The 20,765-nt window shown below is 72.0% G+C and carries 18 protein-coding genes; 10 read left to right on the forward strand and 8 right to left on the reverse strand.

Translation table 11 applies throughout. From position 1 onward, the window contains the following. Positions 1–398: 398 nt before the first annotated feature. The 3 genes from ABD353_RS09155 (at position 399) to ABD353_RS09165 (ending at position 4,193) form a co-directional block, all read left to right on the forward strand. Positions 399–1,790 (forward strand): phosphomannomutase/phosphoglucomutase, encoded by a 1,392-nt coding sequence (locus tag ABD353_RS09155; RefSeq protein ID WP_344622990.1) that lies wholly within the window; start codon positions 399–401, stop codon positions 1,788–1,790. 120 nt (positions 1,791–1,910) lie between these two features. Next, entirely contained in the window at positions 1,911–3,104 is a 1,194-nt protein-coding gene (manA, locus tag ABD353_RS09160) for a mannose-6-phosphate isomerase, class I (protein ID WP_344622991.1), read from the forward strand. Positions 3,105–3,269: 165 nt separating this feature from the next. Further along, positions 3,270–4,193, forward strand: coding sequence for an NADP-dependent oxidoreductase (locus ABD353_RS09165; RefSeq protein WP_344622992.1), 924 nt, complete (start codon positions 3,270–3,272; stop codon positions 4,191–4,193). Positions 4,194–4,213: 20 nt separating this feature from the next. On the opposite strand, the gene ABD353_RS09170 is transcribed toward ABD353_RS09165, so the two are convergent. Then, entirely contained in the window at positions 4,214–4,801 is a 588-nt protein-coding gene (locus tag ABD353_RS09170; protein WP_344622993.1) for an HD domain-containing protein, read from the reverse strand. 277 nt (positions 4,802–5,078) lie between these two features. Here ABD353_RS09170 and ABD353_RS09175 point away from each other — a divergent pair, with 277 nt between their 5' ends. Further along, complete coding sequence (locus ABD353_RS09175) at positions 5,079–5,645, forward strand: dihydrofolate reductase family protein (protein WP_344622994.1); 567 nt, start codon at positions 5,079–5,081, stop codon at positions 5,643–5,645. Positions 5,646–5,719: 74 nt separating this feature from the next. Here the strand turns inward: ABD353_RS09175 and dnaB are convergent, their stop codons facing one another. Beyond that, positions 5,720–7,306 (reverse strand): replicative DNA helicase, encoded by a 1,587-nt coding sequence (dnaB, locus tag ABD353_RS09180; protein ID WP_425555107.1) that lies wholly within the window; start codon positions 7,304–7,306, stop codon positions 5,720–5,722. Between the two features lie 488 nt (positions 7,307–7,794). On the opposite strand from dnaB, the gene ABD353_RS09185 reads away from it, so the two are divergent. Then, positions 7,795–9,120 carry an MATE family efflux transporter gene (locus ABD353_RS09185; protein ID WP_344622995.1) on the forward strand — a complete coding sequence of 442 codons (1,326 nt, stop codon included), beginning with the start codon at positions 7,795–7,797 and terminating at the stop codon, positions 9,118–9,120. A 127-nt stretch (positions 9,121–9,247) separates the two neighbouring features. On the opposite strand, the gene rplI is transcribed toward ABD353_RS09185, so the two are convergent. From rplI to rpsF, 4 genes are all read right to left on the reverse strand, one after another. Next, positions 9,248–9,694: a 50S ribosomal protein L9 gene (gene rplI / locus ABD353_RS09190; protein WP_263104424.1), complete on the reverse strand. Its 447-nt coding sequence runs from the start codon at positions 9,692–9,694 to the stop codon at positions 9,248–9,250. A 17-nt stretch (positions 9,695–9,711) separates the two neighbouring features. Continuing rightward, entirely contained in the window at positions 9,712–9,948 is a 237-nt protein-coding gene (rpsR, locus tag ABD353_RS09195; RefSeq protein ID WP_030270170.1) for a 30S ribosomal protein S18, read from the reverse strand. A gap of 109 nt (positions 9,949–10,057) precedes the next feature. Further along, positions 10,058–10,660 (reverse strand): single-stranded DNA-binding protein, encoded by a 603-nt coding sequence (locus ABD353_RS09200; RefSeq protein WP_030270168.1) that lies wholly within the window; start codon positions 10,658–10,660, stop codon positions 10,058–10,060. A 104-nt stretch (positions 10,661–10,764) separates the two neighbouring features. After that, positions 10,765–11,055, reverse strand: a complete 291-nt coding sequence (gene rpsF, locus ABD353_RS09205) for a 30S ribosomal protein S6 (RefSeq protein WP_030270167.1) — start codon at positions 11,053–11,055, stop codon at positions 10,765–10,767. Between the two features lie 322 nt (positions 11,056–11,377). Here rpsF and ABD353_RS09210 point away from each other — a divergent pair, with 322 nt between their 5' ends. The 3 genes from ABD353_RS09210 (at position 11,378) to ABD353_RS09220 (ending at position 14,068) form a co-directional block, all read left to right on the forward strand. Continuing rightward, the gene (locus ABD353_RS09210) at positions 11,378–11,686 is read left to right on the forward strand and encodes a hypothetical protein (protein WP_344622996.1); all 309 of its coding nucleotides are present in this window, start codon (positions 11,378–11,380) and stop codon (positions 11,684–11,686) included. 185 nt (positions 11,687–11,871) lie between these two features. Then, entirely contained in the window at positions 11,872–12,990 is a 1,119-nt protein-coding gene (locus ABD353_RS09215; protein WP_344622997.1) for a lipid II:glycine glycyltransferase FemX, read from the forward strand. A 31-nt stretch (positions 12,991–13,021) separates the two neighbouring features. After that, positions 13,022–14,068, forward strand: a complete 1,047-nt coding sequence (locus tag ABD353_RS09220; protein ID WP_344623078.1) for an alanine racemase — start codon at positions 13,022–13,024, stop codon at positions 14,066–14,068. Here ABD353_RS09220 and ABD353_RS09225 read toward each other — a convergent pair. Together ABD353_RS09225 and ABD353_RS09230 are read right to left on the reverse strand one after the other, a co-directional pair. Then, entirely contained in the window at positions 14,065–15,636 is a 1,572-nt protein-coding gene (locus ABD353_RS09225; protein ID WP_344622998.1) for a glycosyltransferase family 87 protein, read from the reverse strand. The two genes, ABD353_RS09220 and ABD353_RS09225, sit on opposite strands and share 4 nt — an antisense overlap. Before the next feature lie 102 nt (positions 15,637–15,738). Beyond that, the gene (locus ABD353_RS09230; RefSeq protein ID WP_344622999.1) at positions 15,739–18,057 is read right to left on the reverse strand and encodes a transglycosylase domain-containing protein; all 2,319 of its coding nucleotides are present in this window, start codon (positions 18,055–18,057) and stop codon (positions 15,739–15,741) included. Positions 18,058–18,783: 726 nt separating this feature from the next. Between ABD353_RS09230 and ABD353_RS09235 the strand changes: the two genes are divergently transcribed. Then, positions 18,784–19,467, forward strand: a complete 684-nt coding sequence (locus tag ABD353_RS09235) for a PadR family transcriptional regulator (RefSeq protein ID WP_344623000.1) — start codon at positions 18,784–18,786, stop codon at positions 19,465–19,467. A gap of 135 nt (positions 19,468–19,602) precedes the next feature. Then, the gene (locus ABD353_RS09240; protein ID WP_263104417.1) at positions 19,603–20,685 is read left to right on the forward strand and encodes an inositol-3-phosphate synthase; all 1,083 of its coding nucleotides are present in this window, start codon (positions 19,603–19,605) and stop codon (positions 20,683–20,685) included. Positions 20,686–20,765: the final 80 nt, after the last annotated feature.

Genomic DNA, 20,765 nt, shown 5'->3' on the forward strand with positions numbered 1-20,765 from the left:
CTGCCGAGATCGGCGAAGGTGGTCTCCTCAGGGGCAGTCACGGCACAGCCTTTCGAAACTTCGGGGAACGTGCGGCGAGCCCGCAGCCGGAGGGGTCGACGGCGCATGTCATCGCGACAGGGCCCGGATGGCTCCCGAGCACACGGCCCGGAATGCGGATCGTACAACGTCGTGTCCACCCGACCGGCCGCCGGGACGGGCCCTGCCCGGGCAACAGGTAGTCTCAGCACCACGTGAACACCCGAAGGTCGCGCAGCAACCGGTCGCTCGCGACCGGCTCCCCGGCCGGCCGGCGCCCTCCCCGGGCATCGGCGGCGCCCGGCACCCGGAGCCCCGCACCGGGTGTCGACGAAGAGACCGTGCGGGCCGTCCCGCACCGAAACAGGGTGGGAGCCGCGATGCGGGACCTCAGTCAGCTGGTGAAGGCGTACGACGTCCGGGGCGTGGTGCCGGACCAGTGGGACGCCTCCTACGCCCGTGCCTTCGGCGCGGCCTTCGTCCAGGTGCTGGGCGCCTCCGCGGTCGTCGTCGGCCACGACATGCGCCCCTCCTCCCCCGAGCTGTCCCGGGCCTTCGCCGAGGGCGCCGCCGCGTACGGCGCGGACGTGGTGGAGATCGGCCTCTGCTCCACCGACCAGCTCTACTACGCCTCCGGCAGCCTCGACCTGCCCGGCGCCATGTTCACCGCCTCGCACAACCCGGCCCAGTACAACGGCATCAAGCTGTGCAAGGCCGGCGCCGCCCCGGTCGGCCAGGACACCGGCCTGACCGAGATCCGCGAGCTGGTGGAGTCCTGGCTCGCCGAGGACGGCACCGTCACCGTCCCCGCCGCCGCCGAGGGCACCGCCCCGGGCACGCTGTCCTCCCGGGAGACCCTGGACGGCTACGCGGCCCACCTGCTCTCGCTGGTCGACCTGTCCGGGATGCGGCCGCTCAAGGTCGCCGTCGACGCCGGCAACGGCATGGGCGGCCACACCGTGCCGGCCGTGCTCGCCGCGCTGCCCGTCGAGGTCGTGCCGATGTACTTCGAGCTGGACGGCACCTTCCCGAACCACGAGGCCAACCCGCTGGACCCGAAGAACCTGGTCGACCTGCAGGCCAAGGTGCGCGAGGTCGGCGCCGACCTCGGCCTCGCCTTCGACGGCGACGCCGACCGCTGCTTCGTGGTGGACGAGCGCGGCGAGCCGGTCTCGCCCTCGGCGATCACCGCCCTGGTCGCCGAGCGGGAGATCGCCCGTGCCCGCGCGGCCGGCGAGGAGAAGCCGACCGTGATCCACAACCTGATCACCTCCTGGACGGTGCCGCAGGTCGTCACCGACCTGGGCGCGGTGCCCGTCCGGACCCGGGTCGGCCACTCCTTCATCAAGGAGGAGATGGCCCGCACCGACGCCGTGTTCGGCGGCGAGCACTCCGCGCACTACTACTTCCGCGACTTCTGGCGCGCCGACACCGGCATGCTGGCCGCCCTGCACGTGCTGGCCGCGCTCGGCGGCCAGGAGCAGCCGCTCTCGCAGCTGTGCGCCCGGTACGACCGCTACGCGGCCTCCGGCGAGATCAACTCCACCGTGGCGGACCAGGCCGGCCGGACGGCCGAGGTGCGCGCGGCCTACGGCGCGCTGGAGGGCGTGACCGTCGACGAGCTGGACGGCCTGACGGTGGCCGGCGCCGACTGGTGGTTCAACCTCCGGGCGTCCAACACCGAGCCGCTGCTGCGGCTGAACGTCGAGGCCGAGGACCCGGCCCGGATGGCCGAGCTCCGCGACGCCGTCCTGGCGATCGTCCGCGCCTGACCCCGGGGTGCGGTGCGGCGTCCCGGCCGGGATGCCGCACCGCACCCCGTCCGTACACACCGCTCGGCTAGAGTCTGGCGTTCCGACAGCAACCCCGCGGAACAGCGAGGAACCGAGCCGATGGACAGGCTGCAGAACACCGTCCGCCCCTACGCCTGGGGATCGACCACCGCCATCCCCGCCCTCCTCGGCCAGCAGCCCACCGGGGAACCGCAGGCCGAGATGTGGCTCGGGGCACACCCCGGCGACTCCTCCCGGGTGGACCGCGGCAACGGGCCAGCCACCCTCGACGCGGTGATCGCCGCCGACCCCGAGCGCGAACTCGGCGCCGCCGCCGTCGCCCGCTTCGGCCCCGCCCTGCCCTTCCTGCTCAAGGTCCTCGCCGCCGGCCGGCCGCTCTCCATCCAGGCCCACCCCACGCTGGAGCAGGCCCGCGCCGGGTACGCCGCCGAGGAGGCCGCCGGCATCCCGGTCGACGCTCCGCACCGCAACTACAAGGACGCCAACCACAAGCCGGAACTCCTCTGCGCGCTGGACGAGTTCGAGGGCCTCTGCGGCTTCCGCGAGCCCGCGGAGGCGGCCGCGCTGATGGCCTCGCTCGCGGTGCCGGCGCTCGACCCGCTGATCGACGTCCTGCGCAGCAAGCCCGCCGCGGAGGCGCTCGCCGAGACCCTCGCCGCCGTCCTCTCGCTGACCGGCGAGGAGGCCGGGCGCACCGTGGCCGAGGTGGCCCGCGCCGTCGAGGCCGCCGCCGAGGGCGACCCGTCGGGCGCCATGGCCGGATACGCCTTCGCCGCCCGCGAGTTCCCCGGCGACACCGGCCTGATCGCCGCCCTGCTGCTGAACCACGTCCGGCTGCAGCCCGGCGAGGCGCTCTACCTGGGGGCCGGGGTCCCGCACGCCTACCTCCGCGGCACCGGCGTCGAGATCATGGCCAATTCCGACAACGTGCTGCGCTGCGGGCTCACCCCCAAGCACATCGACGTCCCCGAGCTGCTGCGCGTGGTCCGCTTCGAGCCCGGCGCCCCCGACGTGCTGCGGCCCGCGGCGGCCGCCGACGGCGAGCACCACTACCCGGTGCCGGTCGACGAGTTCCGGCTCTCCCGGTACACCCTGGGCGCCGAGCCCGCGGTACTGCCCGGCCCGGCCCCCCAGGTCCTGCTCTGCACCGAGGGCTCCGTCCGGCTCACCTCCGCCGACGGCGGCACGCTGGATCTCGCCCGCGGGCAGTCCGCCTTCCTGCCCGCCGACGGCACCGACACCGCCGTCGCCGGGCCGGGTGCCACCGTCTTCCGCGCCACCGTCACCCTCTGACGCCGGGTCGCCCGGGCGGCGGGGTACGACGGCCCCGCCGCCCAGCCCGGGACCGGCAGTCCCAGGGTCAACTCTCCTCTGCCGCCGCCGATCGCCCGGTGACAGCCTCGAAGCACACCGACCGGCCGGGCCGACGCCCGGCCGACGAGAACCGAGGAGAGCACCATGCGCGCTGTCACCGTCCGCAGCTACGGCGACGCCCGGCAGGCCGAGATCACCGAAGCGCCCGTCCCCGTCCCAGGGCCGGGCGAGGTCCGGGTCCGCAACCGGGCGCTGGCCGTGCACCCCGCGGACACCGCGGTGCGCTCCGGTCTGATGGCCGGACTGCTGGGCGCACCACCGTTCCGGCTGGGCTGGGACGTGGCCGGCACGGTCGACGCGGTGGGCGAGGGCGTCACCGCCTTCGCGGTCGGCGAAGACGTCATCGGCCTCTCGCACTGGTTCGCGACCCGCAACGGCACCCACGCCGACTACGCGGTGCTGCCCGCCGACCAGCTCGCCCCCGCCCCGGACGACGTCCCGGCCGCCACCGCCGCGGCGCTCCCGCTCAACGGGCTGACCGCGCTGCAGGCCGTCGAGCGCACCGGCCTCGGCGCCGGCGCCACCCTGGTGGTCACCGGTGCCGGCGGCAACCTGGGGTACCTCACCACGCAGCTGGCGCTCGCCCGCGGGCTGCGCGTGCTCGCCGTCGCCGGCCCCCGGGACGAGGCGGAACTCACCGCGATGGGGGCGGAGTTCGTCGCCCGCGGGGAGTCGGCGGTGGACGCCCTGCGCGGCCTCGCCCCCGGCGGTGCCGACGCGGTGGTCGATGCCGCCGGCCTCTCCACGCCGCTGCTGGCGGCGGTGCGCGACGGCGGGCTGTTCGTCGCCGTCCGTCCGCCGGCCGCACCCGCGGCCGAACGCGGCATCGAGGTCGCCGTCCACAACGTCCGCCCCGACGGGCCCGCGCTCGCCGGACTGGCGAAGCTGGTCGCGGACGGCCGACTCGTCGTCCGGGTGGACTCCGTCCTCCCGCTGGAGGAGGTCGCCGCCGCGCACGCCCGGCTGGAGGCGGGCGGCACGCGGGGCGCGGTGGTGCTGACCGTGTGACCGGGCGGCGCTCCGGGGCCTCAGCCCAGGACGGGGTGGGCGGCCTGGTAGGCCAGGCGTTCGTCGGCGCCGTCACCGATGCGGGTGAGGAGTTCGTCCAGGGCCAGGAACTCCTCCCACCCGGGGCGGCCGCCGGCCCGGCACAGCTCGGCCACCACGCGGTCCTCCAGGTCCGGGACGCGCTTGTTCTTCCAGACCTTGTCGGCCAGGCTCACCAGCAGGTCCTCGGCCCGGGTGCCGGGGGCGTCCCAGGTGGCGTGCCCGGCGGCGAACCGGGCCAGCTCCGCGGACACCCCGTGCTCCAGCAGAAGGTCCCGCCCGGCCGGTTCGTGTGCGGAGCCGGGGCCGGACAGCTCGGCGGGGTGCCGGACCTTGCCGATGTCGTGCGTGGCCGCGCCGAACAGCACGGCCCCCCGGTCGAGTTCGAGCGCCGGGCAGTGCTCCGCCACCCAGTCGAGGAGCTGCCCCGCGACCTCGTGGACGGCCCGCAGGTGGGCCACCAGCCGGGGCGGGGCGCCGAGGTCCCGCAGCAGTTCGGCGACCTCCTGCGGCAGCGGCCGCAACCGCGGTGTCCGGCAGTCGTCCAGGGCGACGGCGAGCACGTCCACGACCCCCTCGTAGGGTCTCGCCGCCCGCGACATGTCGATCTCGCGTGACCCGGGCGTTCCCGGCTGCCTCACGGCCCTGTCATCCATGATCGGTCTCACATCCGTGGCATGCCCTCGCGAGGGCGAGGCCGGAATCGGGCGGCTTGCCCGTGCCGGCCAAGTACACCAGGCTGAGCCACGAGCACGAGGACCACCGGCGAGCCCGGTTCGCGCACCGACGGGCTTCCCCGGCCGCGCCGGTCCGTACGCCGGACACCTACGGACGGAAGGCTGAGCCGTGCGGAAACTGATCTACGGGATGAACCTGACCCTGGACGGCTACATCGCCGCGGCCGGTGACGACATCGGCTGGAGCGGACCGCCGAGCAGCGAGCTGTTCCAGTGGTGGCTCGACCACGAGCAGGCAAGTGAACTGTCGCTGTACGGGCGCAAGCTGTGGGAGACCATGAGCTCCTACTGGCCGACCGGCGACCGGCAGCCCGACGCCACCCCGGCGGAGGTCGAGTTCGCCCGGAACTGGCGGGACACGCCGAAGGTGGTGTTCTCCTCGACGATCCACGAGGTCGACTGGAACACCCGCCTGGTCACCGGCGACGCGATCGCCGAGATCACCCGGCTCAAGGCCGAGGACGGCGGCCCCATGAACATCGGCGGCGCAACGCTCGCCGGGGCCGCCATGCGCGCCGGGCTGATCGACGAGTACGTGATCGCCACCCATCCGGTCCTGGTGGGCGGCGGCACACCGTTCTTCACCGCGCTGGACGGCTGGGTGAACCTGAACCTGGTGGAGACGCGGACGTTGCCCGGCGGCGTGGTCCTGACCAGGTACGAGACGAGGCGCTGAGCAGCTTCCCGCTGCCCCGGATCCGTGTCGGACATGCCGTCGCCGGCCACGGAGTCCGAGACCTTGCCTGCCCCTCAGCCCATGTCGCGGGTCATGTCGACGAAGCGCGAGTAGTGGCCCTGGAAGGCGACGGTGATGGTCGCGGTGGGGCCGTTGCGGTGCTTGGCGACGATGAGGTCGGCCTCGCCCGCGCGCGGGGACTCCTTCTCGTAGGCGTCCTCGCGGTGCAGCAGGATGACCATGTCGGCGTCCTGCTCGATGGATCCGGACTCTCGCAGGTCCGAGACCATCGGCTTCTTGTCGGTGCGCTGTTCGGGTCCACGGTTCAGCTGGCTGAGCGCGATGACCGGGAGCTCCAGCTCCTTGGCGAGCAGCTTGAGGTTTCGGGACATGTCGGAGACCTCCTGCTGACGGCTCTCGGCCCGGCGGGAGCCGCCGGACTGCATCAGCTGGAGGTAGTCGATGACGACCAGTCGGAGGTCGTTGCGCTGCTTGAGCCGGCGGCACTTGGCCCGGATCTCCATCATCGACAGGTTCGGCGAATCGTCGATGTAGAGCGGCGCGTTGGTGACGTCGGGCATCCGGCGGGCGACCCGCGTCCAGTCGTCGTCCGTCATGTTGCCCGAGCGCATGTGGTGCAGCGCCACCCGCGCCTCGGCGGACAGCAGGCGCATCGCGATCTCGTTGCGCCCCATTTCGAGCGAGAAGATGACGCTGGGCAGGTTGTTGTGGATGGAGGCGGCCCGGGCGAAGTCCAGCGCCAGGGTCGACTTGCCCATCGCGGGACGGGCCGCGATGACGATCATCTGACCCGGGTGCAGTCCGTTGGTCAGCTGGTCGAAGTCGGCGAACCCGGTGGGCACGCCGTTCATCTGGCCGGCCCGCGAGCCGATCGCCTCGATCTCGTCGAGGGCGCCCTCCATGATGTCGGCGAGCGGGGCGTAGTCCTCGTTGGTGCGCTGCTCGGTGACGGCGTAGATCTCGGCCTGCGCGGCGTTGACGATCTCGTCGACGTCCCCCTCCGCCGCGTAGCCCATGCCGGCGATCCTGGTGCCGGCCTCGACCAGGCGTCTGAGGACGGCCCGCTCGTGGACGATCTCCGCGTAGTACTCCGCGTTGGCCGCGGTCGGAACGGAGTTGACCAGGGTGTGCAGGTAGCCGGGGCCGCCCACCCGGGCGAGCTCGCCGCGCTTGGTCAGCTCGCCGGCGACGGTGATCGGGTCGGCGGGCTCGCCGCGGGCGTACAGGTCGAGGATCGCGCCGTGGATGAGCTCGTGGGCGGGCCGGTAGTAGTCGGCCGGCTTGAGCACCTCGACGACGTCGGCGATGGCGTCCTTGGAGAGCAGCATGCCGCCGAGGACGGACTGCTCGGCCGCCAGGTCCTGCGGGGGGACGCGCTCGAAGCCGTCCGCGGCGGGCATCCGCTCCTCGTCGGACCCGCCGTCCCGCCGGCCGCCGTCGCCGCGCCGGAAGCCGTCGCCGCCGCGCTGGAGGGAGCCCCGGCCGCCGCCCTGGCCGCCGCCGTCACGGCTGCGGGAGACCGGCAGGCGGTCGCTCGGCGTGCTGGGGAAGGAGCCGGGACCGAAGGCGTCGTCGGACGGCTGCCAGTCGTCCTCCGGGGGCGGGGGAACGTCGTGGTCGTCGTACTGGGGGCCGGTCACGCGTGTTCCCCGATCAGCGAATCGTGCGAGTGGAGCGGGCCTTGCCGATGACGCATCCTCCTTCATACGCCACCCGGCCGACATTTCCGCCACCGGGCCACGGGTGTCGCGCGGGGCGGCCCCGGCCGGGCCCGGAACGGGCACGGGGCAGGGGCGGGTCGGCGCCCCACGCTACGGCGCCGGGGGCTGTTCGGCCAAGACGGTTATCCACAGGGGGTGTGGACGACGGGTCGCCACCTGTGGAGAAGTGCCCGAAACCTGTGCACAACCCTGTGGACAGGTCTGTGGATAACCACACCATCCTCCACCGTCAACCGTTTGACCTGCGATTACTTCCTCGATCGGCTGTGCATGAGAAAAAGTTCACACGGCCGCCCGTTCACCCGACGGGCCGTGGACATCCCGTTCCGTGGTCCCTCGATCAAGATTTCGAGTAAGTGATGCATATCCTATTCACCACTTACCTGTGGATGAGTAGTCTGGCTCACATGACCTCCCCGACCGCCCGTCGCAGCCACGACCGCGAGATCCTCGCGCTCGCCGTGCCGGCCTTCGGCGCCCTGGTCGCCGAGCCGCTCTTCCTGATGGCCGACTCGGCGATCGTCGGCCACCTCGGCACCGCCCAGCTGGCCGGGCTCGGCATCGCCTCCGCCGTGCTCACCACCGTCATCGGCGTCTTCGTCTTCCTCGCCTACGCCACCACCGCCGCGGTCGCCCGCAGGATCGGCGCCGGCGACCGGCGGGCCGCCGTCCAGCAGGGCGTGGACGGCATCTGGCTGGCCCTGCTCCTCTCCGCCGGGCTCGTCCTGCTGACCGTGGCGCTGGCCCCGCAGGCGGCCGCCCTGCTGGGCGCCTCCCCCACCGCGGCCCCGCACGCCGTCACCTACCTGCGGATCAGCGCCCTCGGCATCCCCGCCATGCTGGTCGTGCTGGCGGCCACCGGCGTGCTGCGCGGCCTGCAGGACACCCGCACCCCGCTGCTGGTCGCGGTGGCCGGCTTCGCGGCGAACGCCGTGCTCAACCTCGGCCTGGTGTACGGGGCCGGCCTCGGCGTGGCCGGCTCCGCCTGGGGCACCGTGCTGGCCCAGAACGCGATGGCCGCCGCCTACCTGGTCGTGGTGGTGCGCGGCGCCCGGCGGGAGGGCGCCGGCCTGCGGCCGGACGCCGCCGGGATCCGGGCCTGCGCCCGGGCCGGCGGGCCGCTGCTGGTCCGCACCCTCAGCCTGCGGGCCGTGCTGCTGATCGCCACCGCGGTGGCCGCCACCCTGGGCGACGCCGAGATCGCCGCCCACCAGATCACCATGACCATCTGGTCCTTCGTGGCCTTCGCCCTGGACGCCGTGGCGATCGCCGGGCAGGCGATCGTCGGCCGGTACCTGGGCGCCGGCGACGTGGCGGGCACCCGCGCGGCGACGCGGCGGATGGTCGAGTGGGGCATCGGCGCGGGCCTGCTGCTCGGCCTGCTGATCGTGCTGGCCCGTCCGCTGTACGTGCCGCTGTTCACCGCCGACCCGGCGGTGCGGGCGGAGCTGGGCACCGCGCTGCTGCTGGCCGCGCTGACCCAGCCGGTGGGCGGTGTGGTGTTCGTCCTGGACGGGGTGCTGATGGGCGCCGGCGACGGCGGCTACCTGGCGGCGGCGATGCTGGCGACCCTGGTGGTCTTCGCCCCGGCCGCGCTCGCGGTGCCGGGCCTCGGCGGCGGGCTGGCCGCGCTCTGGTGGGCGATGAACCTCTTCATGCTCACCCGGGCGTTCTTCCTGGTGCTCCGGGTGCGCACCGGGCGCTGGCTGGTGACCGGCGCCGTCCGCGCCTGAGCCGCACCTGAGCCGCACCTGAGCCGCACCCGTCCCCTCCGGGGCCGGGCCCGGACGGGACGGCGGAACGACCGAGGGCCGGCCTCCCCCTGCGGGGAGACCGGCCCTCGAACTGCTACGGGAGCGCTCAGGCGGCCACGACGTTGACGTCGAGGTTGGCCTGCACGTCGGAGTGCAGCTTGACCGAGACCTTGTGGGTGCCCAGGGTCTTGATCGGGGAGGCGATCGCGACGGCGCGCTTGTCCACCGCCGGGCCGTCGGCGGCCTTGATGGCGTCGACGACGTCGGCCTGGGTCACCGAGCCGAACAGGCGGCCGGCGTCGCCCGAGCGGACGGCGAGCTTGACCTGCAGGCCCTCGAGCTTGGCCTTGACCTCGTTGGCCGCCTCGAGGGTCTGGATCTCGTGGATCTTGCGGGCGCGACGGATCGCGTCGACGTCCTTCTGGCCGCCCTTGGTCCAGCGGATGGCGAAGCCGCGCGGGACCAGGAAGTTGCGGGCGTAGCCGTCCTTGACCTCGACGACCTCGCCGGCGCTGCCGAGGCCGGGGACCTCGTGAGTGAGGATGATCTTCATTGTTCGGTCACCCTCTCTTAGCGCGTGGTGGAGGTGTAGGGCAGCAGCGCCATCTCACGGCTGTTCTTCACGGCCGTGGCGACGTCACGCTGGTGCTGGGTGCAGTTGCCGGTGACCCGGCGGGCACGGATCTTGCCGCGGTCGGAGATGAACTTCCGCAGCAGGTTCGTGTCCTTGTAGTCAACGTAGTTGACCTTGTCCTTGCAGAAGACGCAAACCTTCTTCTTCGGCTTGCGAGCAGGCGGCTTCGCCATCATGTGCTCCATTGGGGATGGACGGTCCGGACGCGCGAGGCGGCGCGGACCGCACGAAATCTCTCAGCATGCCGGGGCCCGGCCCAGGGGCCGTGCCCGGCGTGCACCGCTAGAACGGAGGCTCTTCCGAGTAGCCGCCGCCGGAGTTGCCACCCCAGCCGCCGCCGCCCTGGTTGCCACCGGAGGGCGCGGAGGACGCCCACGGGTCGTCGGACGGGCCGGACTGACCGCCGGAGTTGCCACCCCAGCCGCCGCCGCCACCGCCCTGCTGGCCGCCCCAGCCGCCGCCGGACGGAGCCCCGCCCTGCTGGCCGCCGAAGCCGCCGCCACCGCCGGGGCCGCCGGACCGGTTGGCCCGGGTGACCTTGGCGGTCGCCGACCGCAGGCTCGGGCCGACCTCGTCGACCTCCACCTCGAAGACCGTCCGCTTCTCGCCTTCCTTGGTGTCGTAAGACCGCTGGCGCAGCCGGCCCTGCACGATGACGCGCATGCCCTTCTGCAGCGACTCGGCGACGTTCTCCGCCGGCTGCCGCCAGACGTTGCACGTGAGGAAGAGGCTCTCGCCGTCCTTCCACTCGTTGGTCTGGCGGTCGAAGGTGCGCGGGGTGGACGCGATACGGAACTTCGCGACCGCGGCACCCGACGGGGTGAAGCGCAGCTCGGGGTCGTCGACGAGATTGCCGACGAGGGTGATGACGGTCTCGCCTGCCATGGTGGTGATGACCTCTCGGAAAAAGGAGTTCTGCGGTGCTCGCTCGGTGTTTCACGTGAAACACCGGGCGTGAGTCACCTGACGCCGGAGGCGTCAGAGGTGGCTCAGTGGGTGTCCGGGCGCAGGACCTTGGTCCGCAGAACCGACTCGCTCAGGCTGAGCTGGCGGTCGAGCTCCTTGACGACCTCAGGCGTGGCCTTCAGGTCGATGACCGAGTAGATGCCCTCGGACTGCTTGTTGATCTCGTAGGCCAGACGACGACGGCCCCAGGTGTCGATCTTCTCGACCTTGCCGCCACCGGTGCGGACAACGTTGAGGAAGTTCTCGATCAGGGGGGAGACAGCGCGCTCCTCGACCGACGGGTCGAGGATCACCATCACCTCGTAGTGACGCATGGGTAACCCACCTCCTTTGGACTCAACGGCCACGGTCTCTCCGTGGCAGGAGGGTTGTGCAGCGTCGCACCGGTGCGGTGTCGACTCCGGCCACCGTAGTGGCGGGGTCTGACAACCGGTCCCGGCGAAGGGCACACGGGGGCACACCTACACCAGTGCAGACCGCACAGCCTACCGGGCCGGAGGGTCCGACCCAAAACGCATAGGGGTTGTGATCCTGGGCATACCGGCCGCAATCTGGACGGAACGGCACGCTGTCCGGTCCGTGCCGCCGACGGGCACCGCCCCGTCCCGCCCGTAGTCCACCCGGGAGGTGGGTCCCATGGCTCAGACCGTCCGCCGGTTTCCGGCCCTCACCCTCAACACCGACGGCCACACGCACCCGCGCGAGAACGCGTTCGTCGCGGTGGCCGCCATCTTCGGCCTGCTGGCCTTCGTCAGCGCGTTCTTCGACAACCTGCACATCATGAGCTCGTGGACCGGCCTGGTCGGCATCGTGGCCGGCCTGTGGGGCCAGTTCATCTCGGTCACCACGGCCGAGCGCTTCGCCCTGGTGATCTCCACCGGCCTGGCCGGTGTGGGCCTCTACCTCGGCCTCGCGCACGGCGGCTTCTTCGGGGGCTTGTGGTGACCCGCGCGCGCCGGTCCGCCGCGTGACCTCCGGTGCCCTCCTCGCGTACTCGCCCGTGCTCGGGTATCAGGTACGCGGAGAGGGCACCGGCATGTCCGGCCAGCCCCGGCAGAAACGGACCATTCGGGCGATAGGGTCGCCGTGACCTCACCCTGGACCGCCCGACCGAGGAGGAGCATCCCAGCATGAGCCTGCGCCTGAGGACGATCAGCCGCGAGGAACACCTCGCCTTCATCCAGTCCCGTCCCTCCGCCAGTCACATGCAGGTGCCCGCCTGGGCGGACGTGAAGGCGGAGTGGCGCTCGGAGAGCCTCGGCTGGTTCGACGAGTCGGGCGTGCAGGTCGGTGCGGGCCTGGTGCTGTACCGGCAGCTCCCCAAGGTGAAGCGCTACCTGGCCTACCTGCCGGAGGGCCCGGTGATCGACTGGTTCGACCGGGACCTCGACGGCTGGCTGCAGCCGATGCTGGCGCACCTCAAGGACCGGGGCGCGTTCTCGGTGAAGATGGGCCCGCCGGTGGTCGTCCGCCGCTGGGACGCCACCACCCTCAAGGCCGCCATCGCCGGCGGACAGGCCAAGCGGCTGCGCGACGTCGAGCCGGACTGGTACGAGCCGCGCGCCTTCGAGGTCGCCGACCGGCTCCGCAAGGCCGGCTGGCTGCAGGGCGAGGACGGCGGCGCGGGCTTCGGCGACGTCCAGCCCCGCTACGTCTTCCAGGTGCCGCTCGCCGACCGCTCGCTCGACGACGTCCAGCGCGGCTTCAACCAGCTGTGGCGGCGCAACATCAAAAAGGCCGAGAAGAGCGGCGTCGAGGTCGTCCAGGGCGGCTTCGACGACCTGGAGGTCTTCCACCGCCTCTACGTGGTCACCGCCGCGCGGGACCGCTTCACCCCCCGGCCGCTGGCCTACTTCCAGCGGATGTGGAAGTCGCTCGCCGCCGAGGACCCGAACCGGATGCGGCTCTACATCGCCTACCACGAGGGCGAACCGCTGGCCGCGACCACCATGCTCGCCGTCGGCGAGCACGTCTGGTACTCCTACGGCGCCTCCGCCGACCACAAGCGCGAGGTCAAGCCGTCGAACGCGATCCAGTGGCGGATGATGCGCGACGCCTACGCGCTGGGCGCCACCCTCTACGACCTGCGCGGGATCAGCGACACCCTCCAGGAGGACGACCACCTCTTCGGGCTGATCCAGTTCAAGCTCGGCACCGGCGGCCAGGCCGCCGAGTACCTCGGCGAGTGGGACTTCCCGCTGAACAAGCTGCTGCACAAGGCGCTCGACCTCTACATGTCGCGCCGCTGAGACGCCCTCACCACATCCTCGGGGAGTGACGATGACCCTGTCGCTGTACGTGGACACCGCCCGCTGGCGGGCGCACCAGCAGGCGGTGCTGGCGGAGTACCCCGGCCTGGTGCCGGTGGCCAAGGGCAACGGCTACGGACTGGGCAACGCCCGGCTCGCCGAGGAGGCGGCGCTGCTCGGCACCGGGATGCTGGCGGTCGGCACCGCCCAGGAGGCCGCCGACGTGTCCTTCCCCGGGGACCTGCTGGTGCTCACCCCGTACCGGCCGGGCGAGGACGCGCCCGCGGTGCCGCCCGGGACGATCCGCACGGTCGCCCACCTCGACGCCCTGCGGGCGCTGCCGGCCGGCGCCCGGGTGGTGGTGGAGTGCATGACCAGCATGAGACGCCACGGCATCGCCCGCGCCGACCTGGCCAAGCTGCCCACCGACGGCCCGGTGGTGGAGGGCTTCGCGCTGCACCTGCCGCTGGACCGGCCGGACGGCTCGGACCCGGCCGGCGAGGTGGCCGACTGGATGGAGGCGATCGCCGCGGCGGGCCCGGCGCCGGGCACGGTCTACCTGAGCCACCTGGCCGCCGCCGACGTGGCGCGCCTGGGCTCCCGGTACCCGGACACCGCCTTCCGCTCCCGAATCGGCACCCGGCTCTGGCTTGGCGACGTCGCCGCGCTGCACGCCGCCGCCACCGTGCTGGACGTGACCGCGGTGGCCAGGGGCGAGCGCTACGGCTACCGCCAGCACAAGGCGCCCTCCGACGGCCACCTGCTGGTAGTCACCGGCGGCACCGCGCACGGCGTCGGCATGGAGGCCCCCAAGTACCTGCACGGCGTGCTGCCCCGCGCCAAGGGCCTGGCCCGGGCCGGGCTGGCCGCCGTCAACCGCACCCTCTCCCCGTACGCCTGGGGCGGCCGCCAGCTGTGGTTCGCCGAACCGCCGCACATGCAGGTGTCGATCCTCTTCCTGCCGGGCGCCACCAAGCCCCCGGTGATCGGCGACGAACTCCCGCTCACCGTCCGCCACACCACCACCCACTTCGACCGGGTGGTCGACCACCGGGAGACCCTGCTGGGCGCCGCCTAGGCGCCGGGCGCGTCCCGGTCGGGGGCCGCGCCGTCGGCGGGCACCGGGGCGGCCTCGTCGGGCGCGCTCCAGGTCCAGTCGTACTGCGGCGCGTACTCCGCGTAGGTCGCCTCCTCGCGCAGCCGGCGGGCGGCGCCGAGCACGAAGACGTCCGGGGCGCCGTCCAGCACACCGCCGGAGGGGTCGTCGCTGCCGTCCCAGCGGACGGGGTCGTGCTCCGGGTGCAGCATGTCGCGGACGACCATCGCGCAGAGGTAGAGCGTGCCGAGCAGGTGCAGGGCGATCGCCAGGTGGTACCAGTCCTGGCCGATGCCGTGCTGCTTGGAGTCGCCGGTGTAGGCGAGGTACGACCAGACGCCGAGGAAGTACAGCACCTCGCAGGTCTGCCAGATCAGGAAGTCCCGCCAGCGCGGCCGGGCGAGGGCGGCGAGCGGGATCAGCCACAGCACGTACTGCGGCGAGTAGACCTTGTTGGTGAGCACGAACGCGGCGACCACCAGCAGGGCGAGCTGGGCGAAGCGGGGGCGGCGCGGCGCGGAGAGCGCCAGCCAGCCGACGGCCAGGCAGCACAGCACCAGCAGCACCGAGATCCAGGTGTTGAGGGTGGGCAGCTGCTGGTTGCGGTCCTGCATGAGGATCAGCCAGAACGAGCCGAAGTCCTCCTTGCGGACCTGGCTGAAGGTGTAGAAGGTCGCCCAGCCCTTGAAATTGGCGATCATGATGGGCAGGTTGACGACCAGCCAGGCCGCGACCGCGCCGCCGAGCGCCCGGCCGAAGTCGCGCCACTTCCCGGCGCGCCAGCACAGCACCAGCAGCGGCCCGAGCAGCAGCACGGGGTAGAGCTTGGCCGCGGTGGCCAGTCCGATGAGGACACCGGCCGCGACCGGCCGGGAGCCCGCCCAGTACGCCATGGCGACGGCGGCCAGCGCCACCGCGAGCATGTCCCAGTTGATGGTGGAGTCCAGGGCCAGGCAGGGCGCGACGGCGAACAGCAGCGCGTCCCACGGGCGCCGGCGGTGGGTGCGGGTGAGCGCCACCACGACGACCACCGCGCAGACCATCAGCATGCCCGCGTTGACCATCCAGAACCACTGTTCGCGCCCCTGCAGCTCGCCGCCGGTCGGCGTCAGCCAGGCCGCGACCTGCATGAACAGACCGGTCAGGACGGGGTACTCCAGGTACTGCATGTCCTGGGTCGGGAAGGGCAGCGGGTCCAGGTACGGGTGGCGCCCGCTGTCGAAGCCGCGACCGGAGAACAGGTGCGGGATGTCGCTGTAGCAGGCGTGGGTGTACTGGGTGGTCGCGCCGTGGAACCAGCCGCCGTCGTAGCACGGCACCTTCTGCACCAGGCCGAGCACGTAGGTGGCGATGACGACCAGGGCGAGGAAGCGGGCCGGGGTCCACCAGGAGACGCCGAGCAGCGCGCGGCGTCCGGGCGGGCCGCCGAACACCTCGCTGCCGGCCGCCGCGACCGGGTCCTCGTCGGCCGGCACGACGACGGTGTTGGGCAGCGGACCGGCCGCCGGTGCGGGCGCGGGCCCGGCGGTCTCGTGGGTGCTGGACGTCATGGCGGACATACTGCCGCACCACCGCCCGCACGACGAGGAGACCCCGGCAAAGACACCGGCGCCGGCCCGCCCCCTGGGGGGTGGACCGGCGCCGGTGCTCCGTCACTGTCCTGTCAGCGCGCCTCCGCCGCCTCCTCCGCCGCCACCGCCCTGGGTGGAGGTGTCGGTCGGGCTCGGCGAGGGCTTGCCGGTCCGGGTCGGGCCCGTCCTGGTCGGGCAGATGAGGAAGCAGCTCTCCGTCGCGGTCGGCGAGGGGCTGCCGGTCGGCCCGGTGGTCGGGCTCGGCGTGGTCGACGGGCTCCCCGACGGGGAGGCCGAGGCCGAGGCCGAGGCGGAGGCCGAGGGCGACGCGGTCGACGGGGCGCCCGAGGCGTCCACCTTCACACCGGCCTCGCCCGGGTCCGGGAAGTTGCGCGGGTTGCCCGGGCCGATGACCTTCATGTAGCGGGTGAAGACGTCGGTCGGGAAGTCACCACCGTGGATCTCGGTCTTGCCGGCGGTGCCGTCGAGCGAGAGCAGACCGGGCTTGCCGGGCTCCTCGCGCCACATGCCGACCGAGGTCACCAGGCTGTTGGTGTAGCCGACCCACCAGGCCGAGGTGCCGGAGTCGGTGGTGCCGGTCTTGCCCGCCACCGGGAAGCCCAGCTCGTTGGTCTTCTTGCCGGTGCCGTTCTTGGCCACGTTCTCCAGCACGTCGGTGATGTTGTCGGCGACGGCCGGGTCGAGCACCTTCTTCGCGGGCGGCTTGGTGAACATCGGAAGGTCGACGCCGTCCTTGGACACCCGCTTCACCGAGTACGGGTCGGTCTGCTGGCCGTGGGCCGCGAACACCGAGTAGGCCGAGGCCATGCGGATCGCGCTCGGCGTCGAGGTGCCCAGCGGGAAGGTGATGGTGCTGGACGGCGCCAGGCTGCCCTGGCGGAGGCCCATCTTCAGCACCATGGCCTCGACGTTCTTGCCGCCGACGTCCTGGTTGAGCTGGACGAAGGGCACGTTGTAGGAGTTCTTCATGGCCTCCTTCAGCGTCACGTACCCCGGGGCGGAGGTGCTGTCGTTGCGCTGGCGGTAGGGCTGGCCGTTGTCGCCGATGACGGGGCTGCCGTCCGGCTTGAAGATCTCGGTCAGGTTGTTGGCCATGTACCGGCTGTCGGTGCTGATCTTGGTCGGATGTCCCTCGTCGTCCGTCTTGGTCAGCACGCCGGTCTGCATGGCGGTGGCCAGGACGAAGGGCTTGAAGGTCGAGCCGACCGGGATGCCGGGGGCGTCGGCGTTGTTGGTGTAGTGGCCGTTCTCGATGCCGTCGCCGCCGTAGATGGCCACGATGGCACCGTCGTTGGGCACCACCGAGGCCGCACCCATCTGCACGAACTTGTCCTTGTCGTGCTTGTCCGGGTGGAGGTTGTCCTTCTGGAAGCCGTCCACGGCGGCCTTCAGCGCGTCGACCTTGGTCTTCTCGAAGGTGGTGTAGATCTTGTAGCCGCCGTGCTGGAGGTCGTTGTCCTTGATGGTCGGGTCCTTGGCCATCAGGTACTTGTTGGCCGTCTCCACCAGGTAGCTGATCTCACCCTTCATGTTCGACTGGGCCTTCGGCGGGATCGGCTCCGGGAAGGTCTTCCCGCACTTGTCGACGTCCGCCTGGGTGGCCAGGTTGGCGACGACCATGCGCTTGAGGACGTACTCCCAGCGCTCCTGCATGCGCTTGCGGTTCTCGGGGGTCAGCGACGGGTCGTAGAGGCCCGCGCCCTTGAGCAGGCCGGCCAGCATGGCGCCCTTGCAGATGTCGATCTGCGAGGCGTCCTTGCCGTAGTAGGCCTGGGCCGCGGCCTGGACCCCGATGGAGTTGCGGCCGTACCAGCTGGTGTTGAGGTAGCCCTTGAGGACATCGTCCTTCTGGTCGGCGATCTTGAGCGTGATGAACAGCTCCTTGACCTTGCGGGTCACGGTCTGGTCCTTGCTCAGGTAGTAGTTCTTGACGTACTGCTGGGTGATCGTCGAGCCGCCCTGGGTCTCGCCGCCGGAGGCCATCTTGTAGACGGCGCGGGCGATGCCCTTGGGGTCGATGCCGCTGTCGGTGCGGAAGGTCTCGTTCTCGGCCGCGATCGTGGTGTCCTGCGCCGCCCGGCTGATGTCGGCCAGCGGGACGACCTGGCGGCTGGTGGTGCCGCCCGTGCGGGTCATCTCACTGCCGTCGGCCCAGAAGTAGATGTTGTTCTGCTCGTCGAACTCCTTGTTCGCGTCCGGGACGGGGGTCAGCGCGAAGGCGACGCCGACGGCCGCGACGGTGCCGCCGAAGAAGACGAGGAAGAGCGTGAGGATCTGCTTCCACGAGGGGATCCAGCGGCGGAAGCCGCTCCTGCCCCAGCGCGGGTAGTCGACGAAGCGCTTCTTGGGCGGCGCGCCGGCCGGCGGGGCGCCGCGCACCCCGCCGCCGCCCCCCCCGCCCCCCCCCCGGGGGTGGGGGCGCGCGCGCCGCCGCGGCCCGCCGCGAGCCCCCCCCCCGCCCGCGCCGCCGCCCCTCTGGGCCTGGCGGCGCATCTCGGCACGGGTGAGCTGGGGCTGCTGCGCGGTCTCCCGGGCGGTCGCGCGCGCACGGCGGAGCCCGTCGGCGCGGAGCTCGTCCTGCCCGGGCCGACCGCGGGAGGGCGCACCCTGCGGGGGGTTGCCCGGCGGGTACGGGCGACGACCGTCGCCGTGGCCGCCCGGGGGCTGGCCTCCGCCGTTGGGCGACCTTCGCCGGTGTTCGCTCATCTCTCAGCAACTCCTCGGTCGGGCTGTCCGGGCCCGAAGGCAGGGTTCACGTCCGATGCCCGCAACCGCCTGAATCCCCGGAGGTGGTCCTCGTGCACACGCGACAGCGTACGCATCCTTCAATCGTCAACATCCGGACATCAAAGGACAAAAGCCGCATATGTTCGGCAGATCATTACAGTGCCGTTGCCTAGCGGGCCGCGTCGGCCCTTGACGCGGGGCCCTGCGCGCCCCGTCGGCACACGCCCCCGCCGCCTTGTGATCACGTTCACGCGTGCCCCCCTTGCTCGCATCGTGACCCCGGTTTACTGTTCTCGATATATCGAGCCGATACATCGGAGCGGCATAGCCGCGCCGTGCACCGGACCGAACGGCCACGGGGAGAGGAGGCGGCAGGGGATGAGCAGGCGTTCCGGAGTGCTGGAGTTCGCCGTTCTCGGCCTGCTGCACGACGCCCCCATGCACGGCTACGAGCTGCGCAAGCGGCTCAACGTCCTGCTCGGCTCGTTCCGCGCCTTCTCGTACGGCACGCTGTACCCCTGCCTGAAGAACCTGGTCGCCCAGGGCTTCCTGGTCGAGGACAACCCGGACGTCGAGTACGTCCCCGCCACCGCGCTCAACGGCAAGCGGTCGAAGATCGTCTACCGGCTCTCCCCCGAGGGCAAGCAGCGCTTCGAGGAGCTGCTCGCCGACTCGGGCCCGGACGCCTGGGAGGACGAGCACTTCGGCGTCCACTTCGCGTTCTTCGCGCGAACCGACAGGGCCGTGCGGATGCGCGTCCTGGAGGGCCGCCGCAGCCGGCTGGAGGAGCGGCTGGAGCGGATGCGCAGCTCGATCGCCCGCACCCGCGAGCGGTTCGACGACTACACGCTCGAACTCCAGCGGCACGGACTCGAATCGGTCGAGCGCGAGGTCCGCTGGCTCAACGAGCTCATCGAGACCGAGCGGGCCAACCGCACCGGGCGCAACGGCGCGCCGAACGGTGCCACACAGACTTCGGACGGCCGTGGCCAGGAGGCCGGGTCCTCGGACCCGCCGGGGCCACCGCACGACCGCCCGGGGCGCTCCGCACAGGAGCGCTGAGACCCGCGGCCCGGTGCCCTCGCAGCACCGGATCCACGGGAGGAGTGGGCGCCGCGCGCCCGTCAGACAGTCATACCAGTAGGGACGAGAACCGCCTTCCCGGCGGGCCTCATGAGAACACAGGGAGCAACCGGAATGGGTTCGGTTCGCGTAGCCATCGTGGGCGTAGGCAACTGCGCCGCGTCGCTGGTGCAGGGTGTCGAGTACTACAAGGACGCCGACCCGGCCGGCAAGGTCCCCGGGCTGATGCACGTGCAGTTCGGCGACTACCACGTCCGTGACGTGGAGTTCGTCGCCGCGTTCGACGTCGACGCCAAGAAGGTCGGCTTCGACCTGGCCGACGCCATCGGCAACAGCGAGAACAACACAATCAAGATCTGCGACGTGCCGCCGACCGGCGTCACCGTGCAGCGCGGCCACACCCTGGACGGCCTGGGCAAGTACTACCTCGAGACCATCGAGGAGTCGGACGAGGCCCCGGTCGACGTCGTCCAGGTCCTCAAGGACAAGCAGGTCGACGTCCTGGTCTGCTACCTGCCCGTCGGTTCCGAGGCGGCCGCCAAGTTCTACGCCCAGTGCGCCATCGACGCCAAGGTCGCCTTCGTGAACGCCCTCCCGGTGTTCATCGCCGGCACCAAGGAGTGGGCGGACAAGTTCACCGAGGCCGGCGTGCCGATCGTCGGTGACGACATCAAGTCCCAGGTCGGCGCCACCATCACGCACCGCGTGATGGCGAAGCTCTTCGAGGACCGCGGTGTCATCCTCGAGCGCACCATGCAGCTGAACGTCGGCGGCAACATGGACTTCAAGAACATGCTCGAGCGCGAGCGCCTGGAGTCCAAGAAGATCTCCAAGACCCAGGCCGTCACCTCGCAGATCCGCGACCGCGAGCTGGGTGCGAAGAACGTCCACATCGGCCCCTCCGACTACGTCGCGTGGCTCGACGACCGCAAGTGGGCGTACGTCCGTCTCGAGGGCCGCGCCTTCGGCGACGTCCCGCTGAACCTGGAGTACAAGCTCGAGGTCTGGGACTCCCCGAACTCGGCCGGTGTCATCATCGACGCCGTGCGCGCCGCGAAGATCGCCAAGGACCGCGGCATCGGCGGCCCGATCCTCTCCGCGTCCTCCTACTTCATGAAGTCCCCGCCGGTGCAGTACTTCGACGACGAGGCCAAGGAGAACGTCGAGAAGTTCATCCGCGGCGAGGTCGAGCGCTGAACGGACGGCTCCGCACCCGGCGACGGGCGCTGATCCGCTGAGCACGCCTCCCCGAGGGGCCCCGGTCCACGACCGGGGCC

It is taken from the genome of Kitasatospora arboriphila (genome assembly GCF_039528095.1).
Classification (GTDB): domain Bacteria; phylum Actinomycetota; class Actinomycetes; order Streptomycetales; family Streptomycetaceae; genus Kitasatospora; species Kitasatospora arboriphila.